We start from the raw sequence: 17665 nt of genomic DNA, 5'->3' as shown, positions 1-17665 counted from the left end.
AAAAGAATAAAACATGCATGCTAAAACAGTGCACAAACGTTTGCGCTTAATAATACCTTTTTTTCAATAGTTCCATCATATAAAGATTGATGTCCCACTGGTGTGCGACGGCGTTTGATGATGCGGGTACCTGTACCATATATGGATAAGGTCCAAACTCCGGGGTAATGGTTAGCAGGGTATCTTCCTTTCGTTTCCGCGCTACAATCTTGTCCCACCATCCCAGGTGTGTATTCAAAGCCTGTTGCCACTCCGGCAAACGCGGGTCGGGCACTTGCGGTCCGCATGGATAACCCACTCTAGCGTGTAAATGCTCGGCACGATTAAGCGCCAGCTGTACAGCCTCTTGCTGGTTTTCCAAGAATGACTCCGCTACACAAACCCAATGAGAGATATCTAATGTGAGCTTCAAGTCTGGTAGTTTGGTTAAATATTGCTGCGTAATGTGGGATGCGAAAGAAAACTTATTGCGATGTGTTTCGTGAACAATCAAAGTACCACTTTGCGCACTCACTTTCTCAGCCACAGCTATTAATGCGGCATTTTGCTCGAAACTAAAGAAGTCTTTACCAGTTTGCGAGTTAATTTTTACACAGGGCATTCCCTTTACCTTTTCCAACCAGGCAGAATAAATATCGTAATGCTTAGCATAATCTGTTTCATTGGTATCATGATGTTGTATAATAATGCGCAGGTTGAATTTTTCTGCAACACTCCATATCTCCTGCAATTGGGCCGTTGTAGTAGCTTGGGTAATTCCAACTTCAAAGCCATTATAGCCCGCAGCGCTTACTTTTTGGCCAAATGTTTCCCAATTTAGCGCATCGCTTCCCCACCTGGGGCAAAAAAACTGTATCGTCATTGAGTTTAGAGGTTAAAAATATATTAGACGGGTTTTATGGGTCGATTAGCTTAATATTATAGAATCCTGACTCTAATTTGATTTCTTTCAATTCATGAGCCTTACCATCTATATATATTTTCCGGTCTTTTATTTTGTCTAAGCTAACTGTTGCCGTACTGTTGGGCGGAATTGTGAGTCGATAGTTTATTGTTTTTCCAGATTTTTCCCAGGAAGACTTGATGGTTCCATAAGGTGATTCGTGCGTTGCAGCGAAACTATCTAAGCCCTCAACAAAATGAGGTTTGATCAACACATTTTTAAAGCCTGGAGATTCCGGGTCTGCTTTTATCCCTCCAAGCGATTTATAAATCCAGGCCCCAACTTCTCCAAACATAATATGGTTCATTGAGATGTCTCTAGGAGCATCAATGTCCCAGTTTTCATACAGCGTGGTTGCTCCATTAACAATCCACCAACCCCACGAAGGGTAGGTTTCTTGAGAAGCAATTTTATAGGCCAAATCTGCGTATCCATTTTCACTTAGCGCGTTTAAAATGGTTTTAGTTCCTAACAAGCCTACATCTAAATGGAAACCTTCTGCAGTCACTTTTTTTGCGAGGTTTGCTGCCACTTTAGCTTTAAGTTCGCTAGGTACCAAGTTCCAAAATAAGGGGGCACTTAGTTCTGTTTGAGTACCTTTTGCATAAATTCCGCTTTCTTTATGGAGGAACTTATCATTGATAGCGTGCTTAATTTTTTCCGCTAAAGACCTATACTTCTCATAGTCTGCCTGCTTATGCAGTAATTTGGCAGTTTTTGCCAAAATTGTAGCATCTACAAAATAGTAGATGGAAGAAGTAAGTTCTACTGAAGACTTGGATTTAACAGGAACCCAATCGCCAAGCCCCCATGAAGTCAAACCCGTAGGGCTTATCTGATCAAGATAATCGACATAACGTTTAATATTTTGGTAATTATCAGAAAGAATAGTAGTGTCTCCATAAAAAAGGTAAATATTCCAGGGTATAATGGCTATGGTGCTTGTCCAGTCGGGACCGTTGCCCCATTCATATCCCCATCCCCCGGTAGGAATGATGGATGGTAATACCCCATTAGGCTGCTGTTCATCCCTATGATCGGCTAGCCATTTCTCATAGATGGTAATTCCATCAAAATTATAGAGCCCTGTTTCAATCGCAATATGCGCATCTCCTGTCCAGCCATTTTTCTCTCTTTGCGGACAATCTGTTGGGTAACCGAACAGGTTTGCCAGGTAGGAATTATTGGTAGCTTCCCAAATCTTGTCAAGTGTTTTGTTTGAGGAGGTTACCTTGCCGCTAACTGGCACATCGCTATGCATAAAATAAGCCGTTAAGCTTTCGTTGTTTAAGCTTACTGGGCGACTGCTGCTAACTTCCACATATTGAAACCCTTTATAGTTAAAGCGGGGCATAAACGTTTCTTCCCCATTTCCGTTCAAGATAAAAATATCCGTTTGAAAAGGGTCTTTATCGTCGGTAGGCCGAAAGTGGTAGTCTATATTGGACAAATCTACTTTGCCATTTTTTAAAAGACGTTCGCCGTGTTTTAAACGGATAACCGTACCCTTTTCGCCTTTGACTTTTAACTTTGAGACGCCCGATATGTTTTTGTCCAGGCTAAAAACATAGGTACTGTCGTTAAACTTGCGAACCTTAGCCTCGAGCTCCATTCCCTTGCGAATAGGATGGAGCATTTGAGAAACTATGTTTTGTGAGGGGGCAGCACGCAGTATAGTGTTCTTCCATTTTGTATCATCAAAACCCGGGGTATCCCAGCCTAGCTGTTCTAACCTTGCATCATAGTGCTCTGCTGTATAAATGCTATTGAAAATAACAGGGCTCAAGGATGTTTTCCAGCTTCTATCTGTCGTAATAATCTCGATAGACCCATCCTCATAGGTTATTCTGGTATCCATACAAAACGTAGGGCGATTCCTCCAAGGTGCTTTATCAAAAAACCAAACCGCAGTAGATTGATGGTTATACCAGCCATTTCCTAAAAGTACTCCCAACACATTCTCGCCATTCCTAAGCTGTTTTGTAATGTCATAAGAAAGATAAAGATTTCTCCTATCAAACCTCGTATACATAGGATTTAAGCTATGATCACCTACTTTTTCTCCATTAATAGTTAACTCAAACAAACCTCCAGCTGCAATATATGCTCTTGCAGATTTAATTTTCTTTGTAGTTGAGGATTGGAAATTCTTTCTAAAATAGGGTGCCGGTTTTAGCGTAACATCTTGAACATCCGAAATCCAGGCCCCTTTCCAGTTCGACATCTCCTTTACGCCCGTCTCAAATTTACTTATTGAAATCTTTTGAACTTTCTTTCCCTCTTTATCCCATACATCAACCCGCCAGAAATAAATGGTAAATGGTAAGAGTTTTTTACCGCTATATTTAATCAGATAGTTGTCGGATATCACCTTGCCAGTGGCCCACTCCGATCCTTTTCCGCTAGCTACTTGGGCTGAGTCGGTTCCCACAAAAACTTGGTATCCAGTTTGTTTAGCACCGTTTCGTTCATCATGAAGCTGCCAACTTAACCTCGGATGGGCAACGTCTACTCCTATTGGCTCAACCAAATATTCGCACTTCATGTTAACAATTGAAGGGGGCGATTTTGCCAATATCGATATAGGACTAAACAAACAAAACAATATTAAATAGCTTATACTTCTCATTTTAATGCTTTTATATTCCATTTTCCTGCCGGGACGGCAAAACTTAAAGAGCCATCGATTTCATTCTGCCGGAATGTGCGATTAGCTTCTTCAGTATATTTACCATTTACCCAGACCTTTCTACCATTTAATTTCACTTCCTTACAGGTTGTTGGCAATACAATTACGGCCGACGTAGCCCCTGGAACCAAGACTGTTAATTTTAAACTTGAATCTTTGTTTACAAAGGAAGTTTTAATCGTACCACTTATTGTTGGCACCGTTGCACTGGCGTATTTCATTTCACCTACTTGTGGTTTAACTTGAAATAATTGGTAGCCTGCTTTTAATGGTGAAACACCACATAAATACTGGGAAAGCACTGCCAAGCCTCCACCGCTCCAGGAATGGTTTATTGTTCCGCCTCCGTATTTTGGATCATTAAAATTCCAGCCTTCCCATAAAGTGGTAAAGGTTTCATTATTCACCATTTGGCTAAAACGTTTCTTTTGTCTCGCCAGCGCAAAATCAGGTTCATTCATTAAAAAAAGAGCTTCCATCACATATTTCTCCATGTAGGGACTTGCATGTTCTTCTTGCTTTAAAACATTTAAAACAGCGTTATACTTTTCTTGATCTGCTAAACCGGCAACCACTGCCAGAGCCTGTACACGGTCATCTGTTTTACCTTTATATGCCGGATCTCTGTAGCATTCTCCCGTCCAATATTTTTGATTAAAAGCTCGTTTAAAGATTTTCATCTGATCCGAATATTTGTCTGCATCCGCTACCTTACCCAAAACGTTCGCAGAATGCAGCATTCCCTTTAAGGCAAGATAGTAAAATGAATGGAAAATTAATTGGATATCTTTTTCATCTCCCCAATCTCCCCATGTCCAGTCTCCCCCTCTAAATTTCATCAATCCGTTTTCGTCGGGTTCCCATAACTCGAGATATTTCTTTGCTGGCAAATATGCGTATTTCAAGGTTTCTATATCTCCTGTATAGTGATAATAGTTCCATAATCCGTAGTATCCTATCGTGGCTAAGCATTGGTCTGGCAATTCCTTATTCCAGTTCCCCGCTGGTACTGGAGAAAACAGTATCCCATTTGGCTTTTGCCAATCGACCATCTCGTGAATCCACTTTTTTGAGAGTTGATAGCTTGAAGGAGATAAGGCATAAAAAGCTTGTGCAGATTGATTAACAGCATCCCCAGTCCACTGCGCCCTTTCTCTATCCGGACAATCCATGTATGTATCTCTCATGTTTAGATAGAGTGTTCGTTTCGCCTTTTCCCAAAATCGATTAAAAAAGTCATCGCTGCAGTTAAAAGAACCCGAAAAACTGGTATCATAACCTGTTTCTCTATAATAAAGACCCAGCACCTTAATACCTTTTGGAACAACATAATAAACCTTATGCCCATTTAACCATCCTAGACTTTCATATGCTTGCAACCCCTTCTTAGTGATATATTCTGACCGCAAATAAGTATCTCCGCCATTGTAGGTAAGGTAATTATCTGTAAAAACTACTACGCGCATGCCAGCATTCTCCGTTTTGATTTTAAATAACGGGGTAATTTGTGCGTTATAGGGTAATTCACAAATTATTGTATCTGCTAATTCACCCGAAAGAATAGTGCGTTTGCCAACATACTTTTTAACGCCAAAGTCTTTAAACATTGGAATTGGCCGGAGTGATAATTTATTCCAGGGCTTGGCTCCAGATTCTCCCAGCGTCACCGCTTTTCCCATCGCCATCAATGGATCAACATTCCAATTCATTAATTCTTTTCTTGCATCGTATAAGATACTTGACTCGGGCAACCGATAGTTTGGAAAAGGACGAGCAGCGGTGGCATATGCCTGTAAGACACTTACTTCCCAGGTGCTGTCACTATAAACAGGAGTTTGATCAATATAACCATCAAATAATAATCCTGCTTTTTCGCTGCTATGGTGAGAAAAGCCTTGCTTGCCAAAGTACCACACTTTGATGGCGATGATATTTTCACCTTTCTTTAGCCATTTACTAAAATCAATTTCATCGTAATAAGTGCCGGATGGATTTGGCCCCCTTTTTAGCCCCCCTTCAAAAACTACCATTTCCCCATTAATGAATAGCCAATATTTACTATCTGCGGCGATTCTTGCAATAGCGTTGGTCGGTTTATTTTTTAATTGTACAACTTTTCTGAAGGCCAGCCACGTATTAGGTGTGTCGGCAACCGTTGAATTTGCAATCCACTGCGCTTTAAGATTTTGCGAAAAAGCATGATCTATCAATGAAAAACATAGGCAAATCATGAAAAAAAACGTCTTCTTTATCATTGATCTCATTAGGACTTCGGCAATATTGGCAACTCTAAAACTTGTTTTTGCATTTTTAACCTTTTAGCTAAGTTAGCATAATTCAAGTTTTGAACGTTTTTATCTTCCTCCACTGCCATGGCCGCCGCTATACCTGCACTTTGCCCTAATACTATCCAGGTGGGTTCTACTCTAATTGAACTGAAAGCAACATGACTTGCCGACAAACTAACTGGCACTAAAAGATTAACACATTCTTCGGCTTTTGGTGTAATAGCTCTGTAAGGTATTTGATGGGGTTGACCGATGTATCGCCCTTTTACATGTACTGGAAATATAGTGCCTTCGTTAATAAAACCGCCATCTGCTGTTGCGATTCGCTGACAATCATGCGAGTCTATTGGAAAAGAACCAATTCCAATTGCATCGGCTTTTTCCACATTTTCTAAAATATCCTTTTGGGTCAAAAAATATGCACCGTTCATTCTTCGCCCTTCTCTAACATATAGCACTGGCGGAAAATGGTTGGTTGCTGCAAACTCATCTTTCGCATAGCCCAAAGTTGCCATCTGTTTATGTATTGGCGCTGGCATGCTTTCATCATTTTGTAAAAAATAAAGTAAGCCTTCTGTGAAATCTTGATGGGCCTTCCATATTTTCTGGCGTTGTTTTGGTTTGGCTTCGGGATATTTGTAATTTTCGCCAACCAAGCCCGAAGAAAGTTGTAAAGAAATGCCGTTGTTTCCATCAAACTTCTTATTCGGCAGCGGGTAGAAATCAATGGGTGTCCGCACGTTAGGATTCGCCTGATAATACGACTTGAAAATTGCGTAATCGTTAGGATCGTAATTGACCGGCTTCGTAAATGGCACCTGATTATCAGGATCGGAAGATAGGCATAAACGGAAACTATAAGTCATAATCCGATGATCGCCCTCACCTTCGGGACTAAGTTTGTTGCTGTTTATAAATGGTAAAAGCTTTCCTTTGTTATCGGTTGCTTTAATACTCACTTTTTCTTTAGGATAAATTGCGCCAGCTAATGACTCGTCATATGTTGTCCTAGCCTCTCTGCCAATGCTATAACTTACCCCTGCAGCCGCTAATAAATCACCTTCATAACTTGCATCGATAAAAACCTTCCCAGTAAACTTTTTACCGGAATACATTTTGATGGAAACAATTCTGGCGGCTTCCTTTTTGGCAGATTTTAGCGTTTCATTAAGCATTACCGGGACGCCTTCTTCTCTTAACATGTCCAGAAAAACCCGTTCGGCAACATGAGGCTCATACATCCATTTCCGATTATCTTTAACCGCTACTTCATAGGGCAGCTTGATACCTTTATCCTTGTATATTTTTTCGATACGAAGATGTATTTCTTCAAAAATACCACCCAATGATTCGCGGGCAGTCTGATTAGAATCGCTGAACGAAAGTCCCCCGCTCATCATGCCTCCAACTATATTTAGCGGCTCTATGATCAGTACTTTTTTTCCTTCACGGGCCGCAGCTATGGCGGCAGCAACACCAGAAGGTGTTGCGCCGTAAACAATAATCTCATATGCATTGATATTTGCTTTGGTTACCGTTGTTACAAAAAGTAGGAGGATAATAAAAATGTTTCTGACTTCTTTCATGTGCTTTTATGATTTTGAACCTATTAATAGCCCGGATTTTGATCGGTTACTGGATCTAATGCGTCGTTATAATCAATTTCCCCGAGTGGTATTGGCCACAAAAGATGCTTTGGCAAAATGGTTTTGCCTTTATTGGCCAGTACAAGCTCGCTTGCTTTCCCAGTTCTTTTCAATTCTAGCCAGCGTTTTCCCTCAAAAGCAAATTCATAAACCCGCTCTTTCATAATCAAATCCAAGAAAGGAGTAGTGGCATAATCGGCAGCAGTATAATCTACAACAGAAGGAACAGCCGGATTATAACCATACGCTCTTCTTTTCACTTTGTTTAGCGCCTCTAAAGCAGCGGGACTTACATTGTTCTCCGCTCTGGCCGCAGCTTCAGCATAGATTAACAACACATCTGCGTAGCGGTAAACCGTGTTATCATTACCTGCAGTACGGTTAGTTGTTGCAAGTTTGTCGACAAACTTTGAAGTTACCAGCGTATTTGCGCCGAGTCCAAAGTTAATATTGTCATAGAGAGATTTTCTTAAGTCGTTCGCATTCCAGTTTACAAAAATAGGGTTGGTTTTATTACCGTGAACAGCATATGCCCCTGGGAATCCGAACAAACCTGTGCTAGGATGATTTACAATAAACAAAAGGTAGTTGCCCTCATTGGTTAATCGGGAAAACTTAAAGTAAAACACCTCTTCCGGGCTATTGTTAACGGTAGGTCCAAAGATGTTATCCTGGATATTCGCTTTACTGGTCACTTGTATCAGTGAGTACTTGTTCGACTGAATAACCTCATTGGCTTTGGCGGCGGCTTCAGGATATTTCGCCATTTGCAAATAAACATCAGCTAAAAGCGTTTTGGCAGACCCACTTGTTGGTCTCCCAGCGGCCGTTGCTACAGGTTTGAGGCCCATTTCCGCAGTCAGTAAATCTTTTTCAATGAATGCATAAATATCGTCAACACTGCTTTTCGCCAGATCTCTTTGCTCCATATTAAGTTCGGTACGCAACGGTACTGCCCCCCAGTTTCTAACCAACTGAAAATAAGCAAATGCTCTTAAAAACTTTGCCTCGGCTTTATAACTATCATAGGCAGCCCCATCAGGTGAATTAGCTATCACTAGATTGGCATTTCTAATAGCAGTATAAAATCCATTCCAAAAGGGTACTACTCTCCCGGTATTTGTGTCGTTAAAACCTTGGTATAAGCTGATGTTTTCCCAACTGCCTCTACCATATAAAAAATCCGAATGACATTCCAGTGTGGCTACATATTCTGCCATTTGTGTCCTTATTGGAGGATAAATGGCATTTACCGCAGATTCTACTTCTTGAGGAGTTTTATAAAAAACCTCTACCGCTAATGATTTCGGTTCTTCTTCTAATAAATCCTTACATGATGTGCACAGTCCCACTAAGATTAACATGCAGATAGCTGTTAATTTGGGGAATCTATTTATTTCTTTCTTTCTCATTTTTTACTATTTTAATATTGATTAAAATCCGGCTCTAAGCCCAAATGTTATTGATTTCGCGTTTGGATAACTGTGATAATCTATCCTGAAGTTAGTTTCTGGGTCCCACCAAGAGTAATTCGTGCTGGTGAAGAGGTTTTGTCCACTTGCATAAAGCGTAAGTTTAGATATCCAGTTTGTCTTTAAAATGCTTTTTGGCAGGTTATATGCTAACATCACATTCTTCAATCGCAGATAAGAACCATCTTCAATTAAGCGATCCGAAACCCTCACCGCAGTAGCATTACTTACTTTCGGGTATTTTGCATTGGCGGCATTTTGTGGTGTCCATCTATTATCAAAAACGTCTTGTGTCATGTTCAATCCAAAACCATAATCAAGCGTGTTGGTAATTGAACTAGCGTTGAAAATATCATTGCCCTGCAATCCTTGAAAAAACAAATTCAATTCAAAGTTCTTAAACGTCATTGTAGAATTTAAACCGTAGATGAAATCTGGATTTGCATTGCCGATATATGTTTTATCATTTTGTGAAATTGTACCATCGCCATCAAGGTCTTTAAATATGATTTTTCCTGTAGCATCATAGCCTTCTTCTAGGTATCCCCAAAAAGTTCCTACGGGCTTTCCTTCTGTGAGTATACTGGTCACATCATTAATAACTACCAAGTTCACGCGATCTCTCAACAATTCATCACCTTTCGAGAGCTTAATAACTTTATTTCTATTGAAAGCAATATTTGCATTCAGATCCCAGTTAAAAGCCCCTTTTAAAATATTTGACTCAAGCCCCAGCTCAAGCCCTGTATTTTTTATCTGTCCAACATTCTGAATGGTACTTGTATAGCCTAAAGATGAAGGGAGTATCACATTGCTTAATAAATCACGGGTATTTTTAATATAGTAATCTGCTGTCAGCAAAAACCTGTTTTTTAGCAACCCTATATCAATACCAAAGTCTAGTTGCTCTGTAGTTTCCCATTTCAAATCGCTAGCTAACACGGTTCCTGGCGCAAAAGTAGTGTAGGGCGCATCGTTAAAAATTGTGCGGCCCGCAGAGAGTTGATTGAGTGTTGAATAAGGATTAATAGCCTGGCTACCTGTTACACCAAAGCTGGTACGCAGTTTTAAATCAGAAATAAGCTCATTCCCTTTTAAAAATTCCTCATTTGATACCCTCCAGGCTAAAGCAGCGGAAGGAAAATAGCCCCATTTCGATCCTTCGCTATACCGTGATGAGCCATCTCTTCGTAAAGAAACGGTTGCCAGGTATTTGTTGTCGTAACTGTAATTAACGCGACCCAGGTAGGAAAGTAATACAGATTTAATATAACTAGAGCCAGGAACATTGGGATTTGCCGCTGCACCTAAATCGTAACTTTCAAAATTATCGCTCAAAAATCCCGTACCGCCGGCGCTAACTCCTGTATTCAAGAAATCTTGATACGTAAAACCCAATACCGCATTTAAGGAGTGCTTATTAAATTCCTTCTGATAGCTTAATGTATTTTCGTTGAGGAAACTCGTAAACTGGCCAGCAAATATATTCGCAGATCCTGCGGACGCAAAAAATTTAGTGGTAGTATAAGTATCGGTTCGCTCGTCTCTATTTTCTATGCCCCCAGCTATTTTAAGCTGTAGCGCAGGCGTTATGTTATAGTTTATAGAAGCGTTTGCCAACACAACATTCGCTTTAATTTTGCTATTTTGCTCGTTAATAAAATTAATGGGGTTTCTTATATCCGTAGCAATAAATGGATAAGCCGTTGAAAGCACACGGTATGAGCCATCGTCGTTGAAGGGCGTTAACGTGGGAGGTGCAGAAACTGCTGCAGAAATCATAGAATTACCCCGGTTACCGCCCCCACTATCTTTTCGCTCGGTTGATAATTTAGATAGAGTACTTGAAAAACTGAGGCTAAATTTATCGCTTATTTTATGGTTTAAACTGGTAACTAAAGAATATCTATCGTAATCACTTCCTTTAACAATACCATTTTGACCGAATGCACTTCCAGAAACAGAGAATTGAGTTTTCTCATTTCCACCGTTTACGTTAAGCGCAGTAGTTCTTATTGGGGCTTTCTGAAAAACAAAGTCCTGCCAATCAAATCCCTCTCCGAAACCATCTATCTCTGCTTGTGAAAAAAACGGGGTTAAATTAGAGTTGGTGCGCTGCTCGTTATAAAATATCGCATATTCCTTGGCATTCATCAAATCCAACTTTTTAATGAGGCTTTGTGTCCCATAGCTGGTTTCAAAACTTACTGCAGTTTTTCCTGCCTTGCCCTTTTTGGTGGTGATGAGGACAACACCGTTTGCACCACGTGATCCATAAATTGCCGTAGCAGATGCATCCTTTAACACTTCCACACTTTCAATATCTGTGTTGTTAATTTGGGTAGGAGAACCATTTACCGGAAATCCATCAATTACATAAAGGGGTTCATTGCTACCCAAAATAGAGTTTCCTCCACGAATTCTAACTGTGCTGGAAGAACCCGGTGCACCTGAACCTTGTCTTACCTGTACGCCTGCAGCTCTACCAGACAAAGCCTGTAAAACATTTGCGTTTGGCATAGCATTAATTTCTTTTGATTTAACTTGCGATACCGAGCCTGTAAGGTCCTTCTTTTTAACTGTACCGTAGCCAATAACAACCACCTCCTCTAAAGCAGACAACGCCGTTTTTAAGTTTATGTTGATAGACGTTTGCGTGCCCACTGTAACTTCTTGGCTTTCAAACCCAAGGAATGAAAACACCAGCTTCGCATCGCCATCTGGAACGGAGATGGTATAGTCGCCATTTTGGTTGGTAACCGTTTCTTTGTTAGCGTCTTTCAGCTTAACGCTTACGCCCTCCAATGGCAAACCCTGATGATCTAAAACTTTACCCGTTATGGTAATATCCTGTACTATATTCTTCAGGTCGGCAGGCTTTACAACAATGGTTTTTTTATTTAAAATATAAGTTAAAGGCTGCCCTTTAAAACAAATAGCTAAAACCTCTTTTAACGAGGAATTGGAAACCGAGATATCAAAAGGTTTTGCGTTTTTTAAAAGTTCCTGTGAGTAGAAAAAATTATAGCCCGTTTGTTTTTGTATCTCCATTAAAGCTGCCTCTAAGGTTACATTATTTCTCACAAGGTTAATCTTTTGTCCAAAAGTTTTTGCACTCACAAATTGGAGTGATGTTGCCAGTAATAAAACAATCGTTAGTTTCATAATAAGCCAGATTTTTTTTTGGGTGCAATAAATATTATTGCGTAGGAATTTGTTATGTATTTTATACATTTGAAAGATGATTAGTTAATATTTGGTTAGTAACAGACTAAAAAAGCTTATCAGATAGTCTGGGGTGATTGCAACACTTCCAGACTTCTTTTTTGAGTAAGCGTTAATTCATGACCGTAATCCTCCTTCCTTCGGTTTTAAAATGAATACGTTCAGTAAGCGACATGCTCTCAAGCATATCCGCAAGTTCTCCAGATCTAGAAAAAGTCCCTCCAAACCTTTCATTGATTAATTTTCTATCTTTGAATATTACTTCAACATCATACCAGCGGCTAATTTTTTTCATGATAGACTGGCTATCTTCATTCCTAAAGATGAAGAGTCCGTTTTTCCAGGCCACGACTTCCTCAGTATTGACTTTTGAAACTCTTATTTTATTATTTTGCTTATTGAGCTGTGCCTGCTGACCGGGCACAAGTATTGTGTTGTTAACATTTACAGAGCCTTCTAAAAGTGTGGTACTAATTAGCTGTTCGTCGGCATAGGCCATTACATTAAAATGAGTACCGAGCACTTTAACTTCTACCGCATTAGCAATTACCCTAAAAGGCTTTAGTTTATTTTTTGATACCTCAAAATAAGCTTCACCAGCTATCTCCACTACGCGTTCATTTCCGGTAAAATTAACCGGATAGCGTAGGGATGAGTGTGCATTTAGCCAAACCTTAGTGCCATCTGGCAGAATTACCCTATATTCACCACCTCTTGGAGTACTGATAGTATTGAACTGTAATACGCCATTTGTCTGCTCCTTATTTACAGCGTAGCTTAACTCGCCATCCTTGAATTTGTTAATCACTACATCGCCTTCCATTGCTAACTCACCTATATTTTGCTCGTTCAAAATAATTTTCTGGCCGTTGGATAAAGTTAACACAGCATTGTTTTTACCTGGAATTATTTTCGCTACCTGGGTATTTACCTTTATTTTATCAATATTTCCAGATTGCTGAAACGCAAAAAACTTTAAGGAAAGAGCTATAGAGATAAGAACTACAATACTCGCAGCTATCCCCAGCCATTTTTTGGTTATGCTTTTATGTTTTTTTGTCGAAATGATAGCATGAAGAATGCCTTCTGCCTTTTCCTTAGAGATATCCAATGAAGAATTCTCCTCCCAAACGGCATCGAGTATCTTTATTAGCTCTTCATCATGCTCAAAATCTATCAGAGCCGACCTTAATGTAGCCAGTTCCTGATCAGACAAGGTCCCGTCAATAAGACGTTGAACTAATTTCTTTAATTGGTTCGGGTTCATACTTGGTTAAAAAGGAATTTATGCGTGAACTGCTGTCCCCTTTTTATAATGACCCTTGTAACTTAATTTCGGAGTAGTAGAAAGATAAAATTATTTATTTATTCGTATTAAGTTTTCAATTATCAATAAAAAAACCGCGATATCGGTGTGTTTTGTAAGATAACTTCTCAAAAACCTAAGGGAATGCTGCATGTGAGTTTTTACAGTAAGCGGAGAGATAGCCAGCCGTTTTGCTACAGCATCATATTTTAATCCGTCACTTTTGCAGAGGTTGTAAACAAGTTTCTGTTTTGGAGGCATTTCGTTAAGTGCCCTATTAATAATAAGCTGAGAGTCATTTAACAAAACCAGTTCTTCTGTTTCATTGTGACTCTCAGTCCATTTTATCTTTAAAAGATTGTTGGTAGCACATTTTAAATTTTGACGACGTAGTACCTTAAACACATGGTTTCTGGTCATTGCTTTTAAGTACCCTTCAAAATTGTCAATTTCGTCGAGTTCGTCATGCAGCCAAAGCTTCAGAAAAACATCTTGGAGCACATCCTCTGCTTCCGATTCTGATTTAAGGATTTTAAAAGCGTAACTATACACTTTCTCTCGATAAGAATTAAACAGTTCTCGAAACTGTGTTTCATCTCCGCAAGAGATACCCTTTAAAAGTGCTTTTTCATTCCTCATGATGCAGATGTTAAGCTAATCTAGTAATACTATCATAAATAACTATCATGTGCTGTCATGTAAAGCTACTAATTTATACGCATTTTGCTAACCAGTCTTTACTAAACAGGGACTTTTCAAGCTTTTTGAGAAGGGTAGTTTTAGTACTTACGCAGAGCCAGTTTATGAAATAATTAAAACAAATGTCTCATAGCATATGTTAAATTAATCCAAACTTCTCATCTTTTACGCTATGCAATCAAATTACGCTTTATCCTTTAGGTATGAGTGAATTTCTACCAGAGGACTTCACATTTAAAACCATAGTAGACGGTTCTCCCTATCCAGTTTATCTGTGCATAGGGGAAGACATGATCATTGCCTACGCAAACGCCGCAACACTGCGAACGTGGGGCAAGACAGATTCGGTACTTGGTAAACCTTTTATTGAGGCGATTCCAGAGATCAAGAATCAGCCTTTCAACCAATTATTATTGGATGTTTACCATACTGGAATCCCTCATTTTTCGACGGATAAACGGGCAGATTTAGTTGTAGATAATCAGCTGCAGACTTTTTTCTTTAAATTTTCATATCAGCCCTACCGTAATCTGTCGGGTGAAATAATTGGCGTGTTTTGCATGGCCACCGACGTTAGCGAATTGGTTAGCAACAGAGAGCGGCTGATAGCCTCTGAAGAATCGCTCCGGATGGCAATAGACGCAGCCGAGCTTGGAACTTTCGACAAGGATCTTGTGAAGGGCAAGATTTATTGGGATCCGAGATGTAGAGAGTTATTCAATATTAACCACGACAATGAGGTTTGGAAATACCAATAAATTTGACCCCCTTTCGCCAATTTCAAATTGACCCCCAGAGTTGATGTTAGAAAAGAACAAAAGTTGTTATGCAGAACCGTTCAGGTTTATAGATTACCAAGTCCGGTTAATAACATTGTTTCTACAAAAATACATTTTCTGTTTTAGAGTTTCTCCTTCTTAATGATTCACCAAAAAGTTCTACCCTTAACGAATGGTGAACGATCCTGTCCAGCACTGCATCGGCTATGGTCTTCTCACCGATGATATCGTACCATTCCTTTACCGGAATCTGTGAAGTGACCACCGTAGACCGTTTCTGGTGCCGATCCTCTATGATATCTAGCAGCGCAATCCTTGATTGTGGATCAAAGGGCTGTAGCCCGAAATCATCTAGGATCAGCAGGTCTACACGTTCAATTCGCTTGAGTTCGGCAAGAATAGTACCCTTTGCCTTGGCCAGTTTCAACTGGCCCATTAGCTTGGCTGTATTTACATACATCACCTTGTAGCCGTTCTGGCAGGCCTGGTATCCTAGTGCCGTTGCCAGATAGCTTTTCCCTGTTCCCGTTGAGCCTGTAATGAAAAGATCTTTATGTTCCTTAACGAAGTCAAGGGCGGCAAGGCGGTGTACCTGGTTCTTGTCAAGACCTCTTTCTATGGAATAATCGACCTGTTCCAGGGAGGCCTTGTAACGGAATCCGGCCAATCTTATGGAACGTTCCACCGATCGGTTCCGTCTGTCGTCCCACTCACTGGCCACCAGTAGGGAAATGAACTGGTCGGCGGTAAGGGTTTCTTTCACCGAGGTTTCAAGGTTGGTTTTAAAGGCATCGTACATGCCGTACAGACGGAGCTGGCGTAGCTTATCTAGGGTTTCATTGTTCATCTTGTTTCTGTTTTTTGATTTATTGATAATATTCTTTACCTCTTATGTTTTTATGTGATGGTATTTCTGTAGGTTCTTCCTCTGGACGGAGCTGGTCCAGCCGTTTTTTGAGGATTTCTTCGATAATGGGATAATTGTACTGGCCCAAGCTATCGGCCCATCTACAGGCATCGGTAAGCCGTTCTGGTCCAACACGCCTGGAAAAGTTCAGGATACCCGAGCATGACTTATAGGCCTGTTCTGGATATTTCTTATGCTCGAGTACCTTTGATATGTAACGGGCCACATCTTCATGCACCGCCTCTGCCTGTTGGATGAACCTTTCCGGTGTCCACTCGGACTGGAAGCGGTGCTGTGGGGCAAGATGCTCTTCATTGGTGGTATAGTGGTAACGGGTTCTGACCCGTGTGTGCAGGGCAATCATGGTATAGTGGTAATAGATCTTCACCAGCGTGGAGGTATACAATAGTTTTACCTTCTTGCCGATATATCCATAGGGTACGCTGTAGTAATGGGTATCTTCGCCCAAACGGACATACCCCTTTCTCATCACCGTAGCCATTACCTGTTTGTGAACTTCGTAACTTAACGGATTGAGCGGACCAAGTGCCTCCCTTTCGATCTCCTCGAACTGCTCACGTCTGGAGTAGTTCCTTCCAGAGAAGGGTTTGTTGTTATGGATCTCAAGAGCTGGGCGGATCGCTGCATTCAGCATCCCCAGATCACCGAAAACCCGACCCTCAAGTTTGGCATAGATGCTCCGATAGATCAGCTTAACAGCGCCCTCAACAAGCGATTTATCGCGTGGCTTATAGGCACGTGCTGGAACGACGGCAACGCTGTAATGCTCTGCAAATGCAGAGAATTCATCATTTAGTACCGCTTCGTACCTACTTCCCCTGGTGACCGCCGAGCGAAGGTTATCTGGAACAATGGCCTGCGGTACACCGCCAAAGTACAATAGTGCATGCTCGCAGGCCTTGATAAGATCTTCCTTGCGCTGGCTCGCCACAGCTTCGACATAGGTAAGCTGGCTGCATCCCAGAATGGCGACAAAAACCTCTGCATCCTGTTGGATGCCATCTAAGCCCGTAATCTTGAACTTGGTGCCCGCAAAATCGATATAGACCTTATCACCGGCCTTGTGCTCGATATGCATCACGGGCTTTGTGAGCTGTAGATAGGAAAAAATGGCATTATTGAAGTGGGAACGTCCATAGCCGTCGGGGTACTTTTCAATGTAATCGGCATGCAACTGCTCACGGGTAACTCCCTTTTTCTTCAGTTTCTTGCATATATCGGGCAAAAGGGCATGTAGCTGGTGCATCCTTGGCCTGTTCGATATCCGGGCAACTGGTGTGGCGAAAAGTACCGAAAGTTCGCCATCGCTCTTGGCACTGAATTCTTCATAAGTTATGCCAAGGCTGTGCCAAACGCGGATGTACTTCTTGATCGTGTTTCTGGAATTGCCTAGCATTCCATGGATCCGTTTGGTACCTGTACCCTGACAGTACAAACGGATAATCTGTCTTAGTTTATTCATTCTGATGGGCTTGTTGGGCATGGCAATCTCGGGTTTAGGTTCAGCCAAAAGCTAAACAAAAACACCGTTCTCCAAAACAGCTCGGCAGAACATCATCGTTCTTTTCAGGGGGTCATTTTCAACTGGCGCAAGGGGGTCAACTTCCTTCGGCAGGCAGTAAAAAAATCAGTTCATTATGGGGGTCACTTTCGAGTGGTGCAAAGGGGTCATTTTGTAGTGGTTTATCCA

Annotated in this window: 11 protein-coding genes; 1 reads left to right on the top strand and 10 read right to left on the bottom strand. The window is 40.9% G+C overall.

Features of this window, described 5'->3' with window-relative positions; all coding sequences use genetic code 11:
• Positions 1-46 precede the first annotated feature (46 nt).
• The 8 genes from BM207_RS16210 to BM207_RS16175 form a co-directional block, all read right to left on the bottom strand.
• Positions 47-862 carry a hypothetical protein gene (locus BM207_RS16210; protein WP_090996753.1) on the bottom strand — a complete coding sequence of 272 codons (816 nt, stop codon included), beginning with the start codon at positions 860-862 and terminating at the stop codon, positions 47-49.
• Between the two features lie 34 nt (positions 863-896).
• A complete protein-coding gene (locus BM207_RS16205; protein WP_245768143.1) occupies positions 897-3488 on the bottom strand; it encodes an alpha-L-rhamnosidase in 2592 nt (863 codons plus the stop codon).
• A gap of 80 nt (positions 3489-3568) precedes the next feature.
• A complete protein-coding gene (locus BM207_RS16200; RefSeq protein ID WP_090997064.1) occupies positions 3569-5887 on the bottom strand; it encodes an alpha-L-rhamnosidase-related protein in 2319 nt (772 codons plus the stop codon).
• An 8-nt stretch (positions 5888-5895) separates the two neighbouring features.
• The gene (locus BM207_RS16195) at positions 5896-7506 is read right to left on the bottom strand and encodes an FAD-dependent oxidoreductase (protein WP_090996750.1); all 1611 of its coding nucleotides are present in this window, start codon (positions 7504-7506) and stop codon (positions 5896-5898) included.
• A gap of 23 nt (positions 7507-7529) precedes the next feature.
• A complete protein-coding gene (locus BM207_RS16190; RefSeq protein WP_090996747.1) occupies positions 7530-8978 on the bottom strand; it encodes a RagB/SusD family nutrient uptake outer membrane protein in 1449 nt (482 codons plus the stop codon).
• 21 nt (positions 8979-8999) lie between these two features.
• Entirely contained in the window at positions 9000-12203 is a 3204-nt protein-coding gene (locus tag BM207_RS16185) for a TonB-dependent receptor (protein WP_090996742.1), read from the bottom strand.
• 172 nt (positions 12204-12375) lie between these two features.
• Positions 12376-13530: a FecR family protein gene (locus tag BM207_RS16180; protein ID WP_090996738.1), complete on the bottom strand. Its 1155-nt coding sequence runs from the start codon at positions 13528-13530 to the stop codon at positions 12376-12378.
• 90 nt (positions 13531-13620) lie between these two features.
• Positions 13621-14208 carry an RNA polymerase sigma factor gene (locus BM207_RS16175; protein ID WP_090996735.1) on the bottom strand — a complete coding sequence of 196 codons (588 nt, stop codon included), beginning with the start codon at positions 14206-14208 and terminating at the stop codon, positions 13621-13623.
• A gap of 263 nt (positions 14209-14471) precedes the next feature.
• Here BM207_RS16175 and BM207_RS16170 point away from each other — a divergent pair, with 263 nt between their 5' ends.
• Positions 14472-15026 carry a PAS domain-containing protein gene (locus tag BM207_RS16170; RefSeq protein ID WP_090996732.1) on the top strand — a complete coding sequence of 185 codons (555 nt, stop codon included), beginning with the start codon at positions 14472-14474 and terminating at the stop codon, positions 15024-15026.
• 121 nt (positions 15027-15147) lie between these two features.
• Here BM207_RS16170 and istB read toward each other — a convergent pair whose 3' ends face one another.
• Positions 15148-15894: an IS21-like element helper ATPase IstB gene (gene istB / locus BM207_RS16165; protein ID WP_090996266.1), complete on the bottom strand. Its 747-nt coding sequence runs from the start codon at positions 15892-15894 to the stop codon at positions 15148-15150.
• 19 nt (positions 15895-15913) lie between these two features.
• Positions 15914-17437, bottom strand: a complete 1524-nt coding sequence (gene istA / locus BM207_RS16160) for an IS21 family transposase (RefSeq protein WP_245768134.1) — start codon at positions 17435-17437, stop codon at positions 15914-15916.
• Positions 17438-17665 lie beyond the last annotated feature (228 nt).

This window comes from Pedobacter insulae, assembly GCF_900113525.1.
GTDB classification, from domain to species: domain Bacteria; phylum Bacteroidota; class Bacteroidia; order Sphingobacteriales; family Sphingobacteriaceae; genus Pedobacter; species Pedobacter insulae.
The sequence above is the reverse complement of the archived record's forward strand: the minus strand, read 5'-3'. Positions and strand labels throughout refer to the sequence as shown.

Coding starts and splice junctions, on each gene's coding strand:
- istB (WP_090996266.1), bottom strand. CDS start 15,894: ATGAACAATGAAACCCTAGATAAGCTACGCCAGCTCCGTCTGTACGGC.
- BM207_RS16185 (WP_090996742.1), bottom strand. CDS start 12,203: ATGAAACTAACGATTGTTTTATTACTGGCAACATCACTCCAATTTGTG.
- BM207_RS16180 (WP_090996738.1), bottom strand. CDS start 13,530: ATGAACCCGAACCAATTAAAGAAATTAGTTCAACGTCTTATTGACGGG.
- BM207_RS16205 (WP_245768143.1), bottom strand. CDS start 3,488: ATGAAGTGCGAATATTTGGTTGAGCCAATAGGAGTAGACGTTGCCCAT.
- istA (WP_245768134.1), bottom strand. CDS start 17,437: ATGAATAAACTAAGACAGATTATCCGTTTGTACTGTCAGGGTACAGGT.
- BM207_RS16190 (WP_090996747.1), bottom strand. CDS start 8,978: ATGAGAAAGAAAGAAATAAATAGATTCCCCAAATTAACAGCTATCTGC.
- BM207_RS16175 (WP_090996735.1), bottom strand. CDS start 14,208: ATGAGGAATGAAAAAGCACTTTTAAAGGGTATCTCTTGCGGAGATGAA.
- BM207_RS16170 (WP_090996732.1), top strand. CDS start 14,472: ATGAGTGAATTTCTACCAGAGGACTTCACATTTAAAACCATAGTAGAC.
- BM207_RS16195 (WP_090996750.1), bottom strand. CDS start 7,506: ATGAAAGAAGTCAGAAACATTTTTATTATCCTCCTACTTTTTGTAACA.
- BM207_RS16210 (WP_090996753.1), bottom strand. CDS start 862: ATGACGATACAGTTTTTTTGCCCCAGGTGGGGAAGCGATGCGCTAAAT.
- BM207_RS16200 (WP_090997064.1), bottom strand. CDS start 5,887: ATGATAAAGAAGACGTTTTTTTTCATGATTTGCCTATGTTTTTCATTG.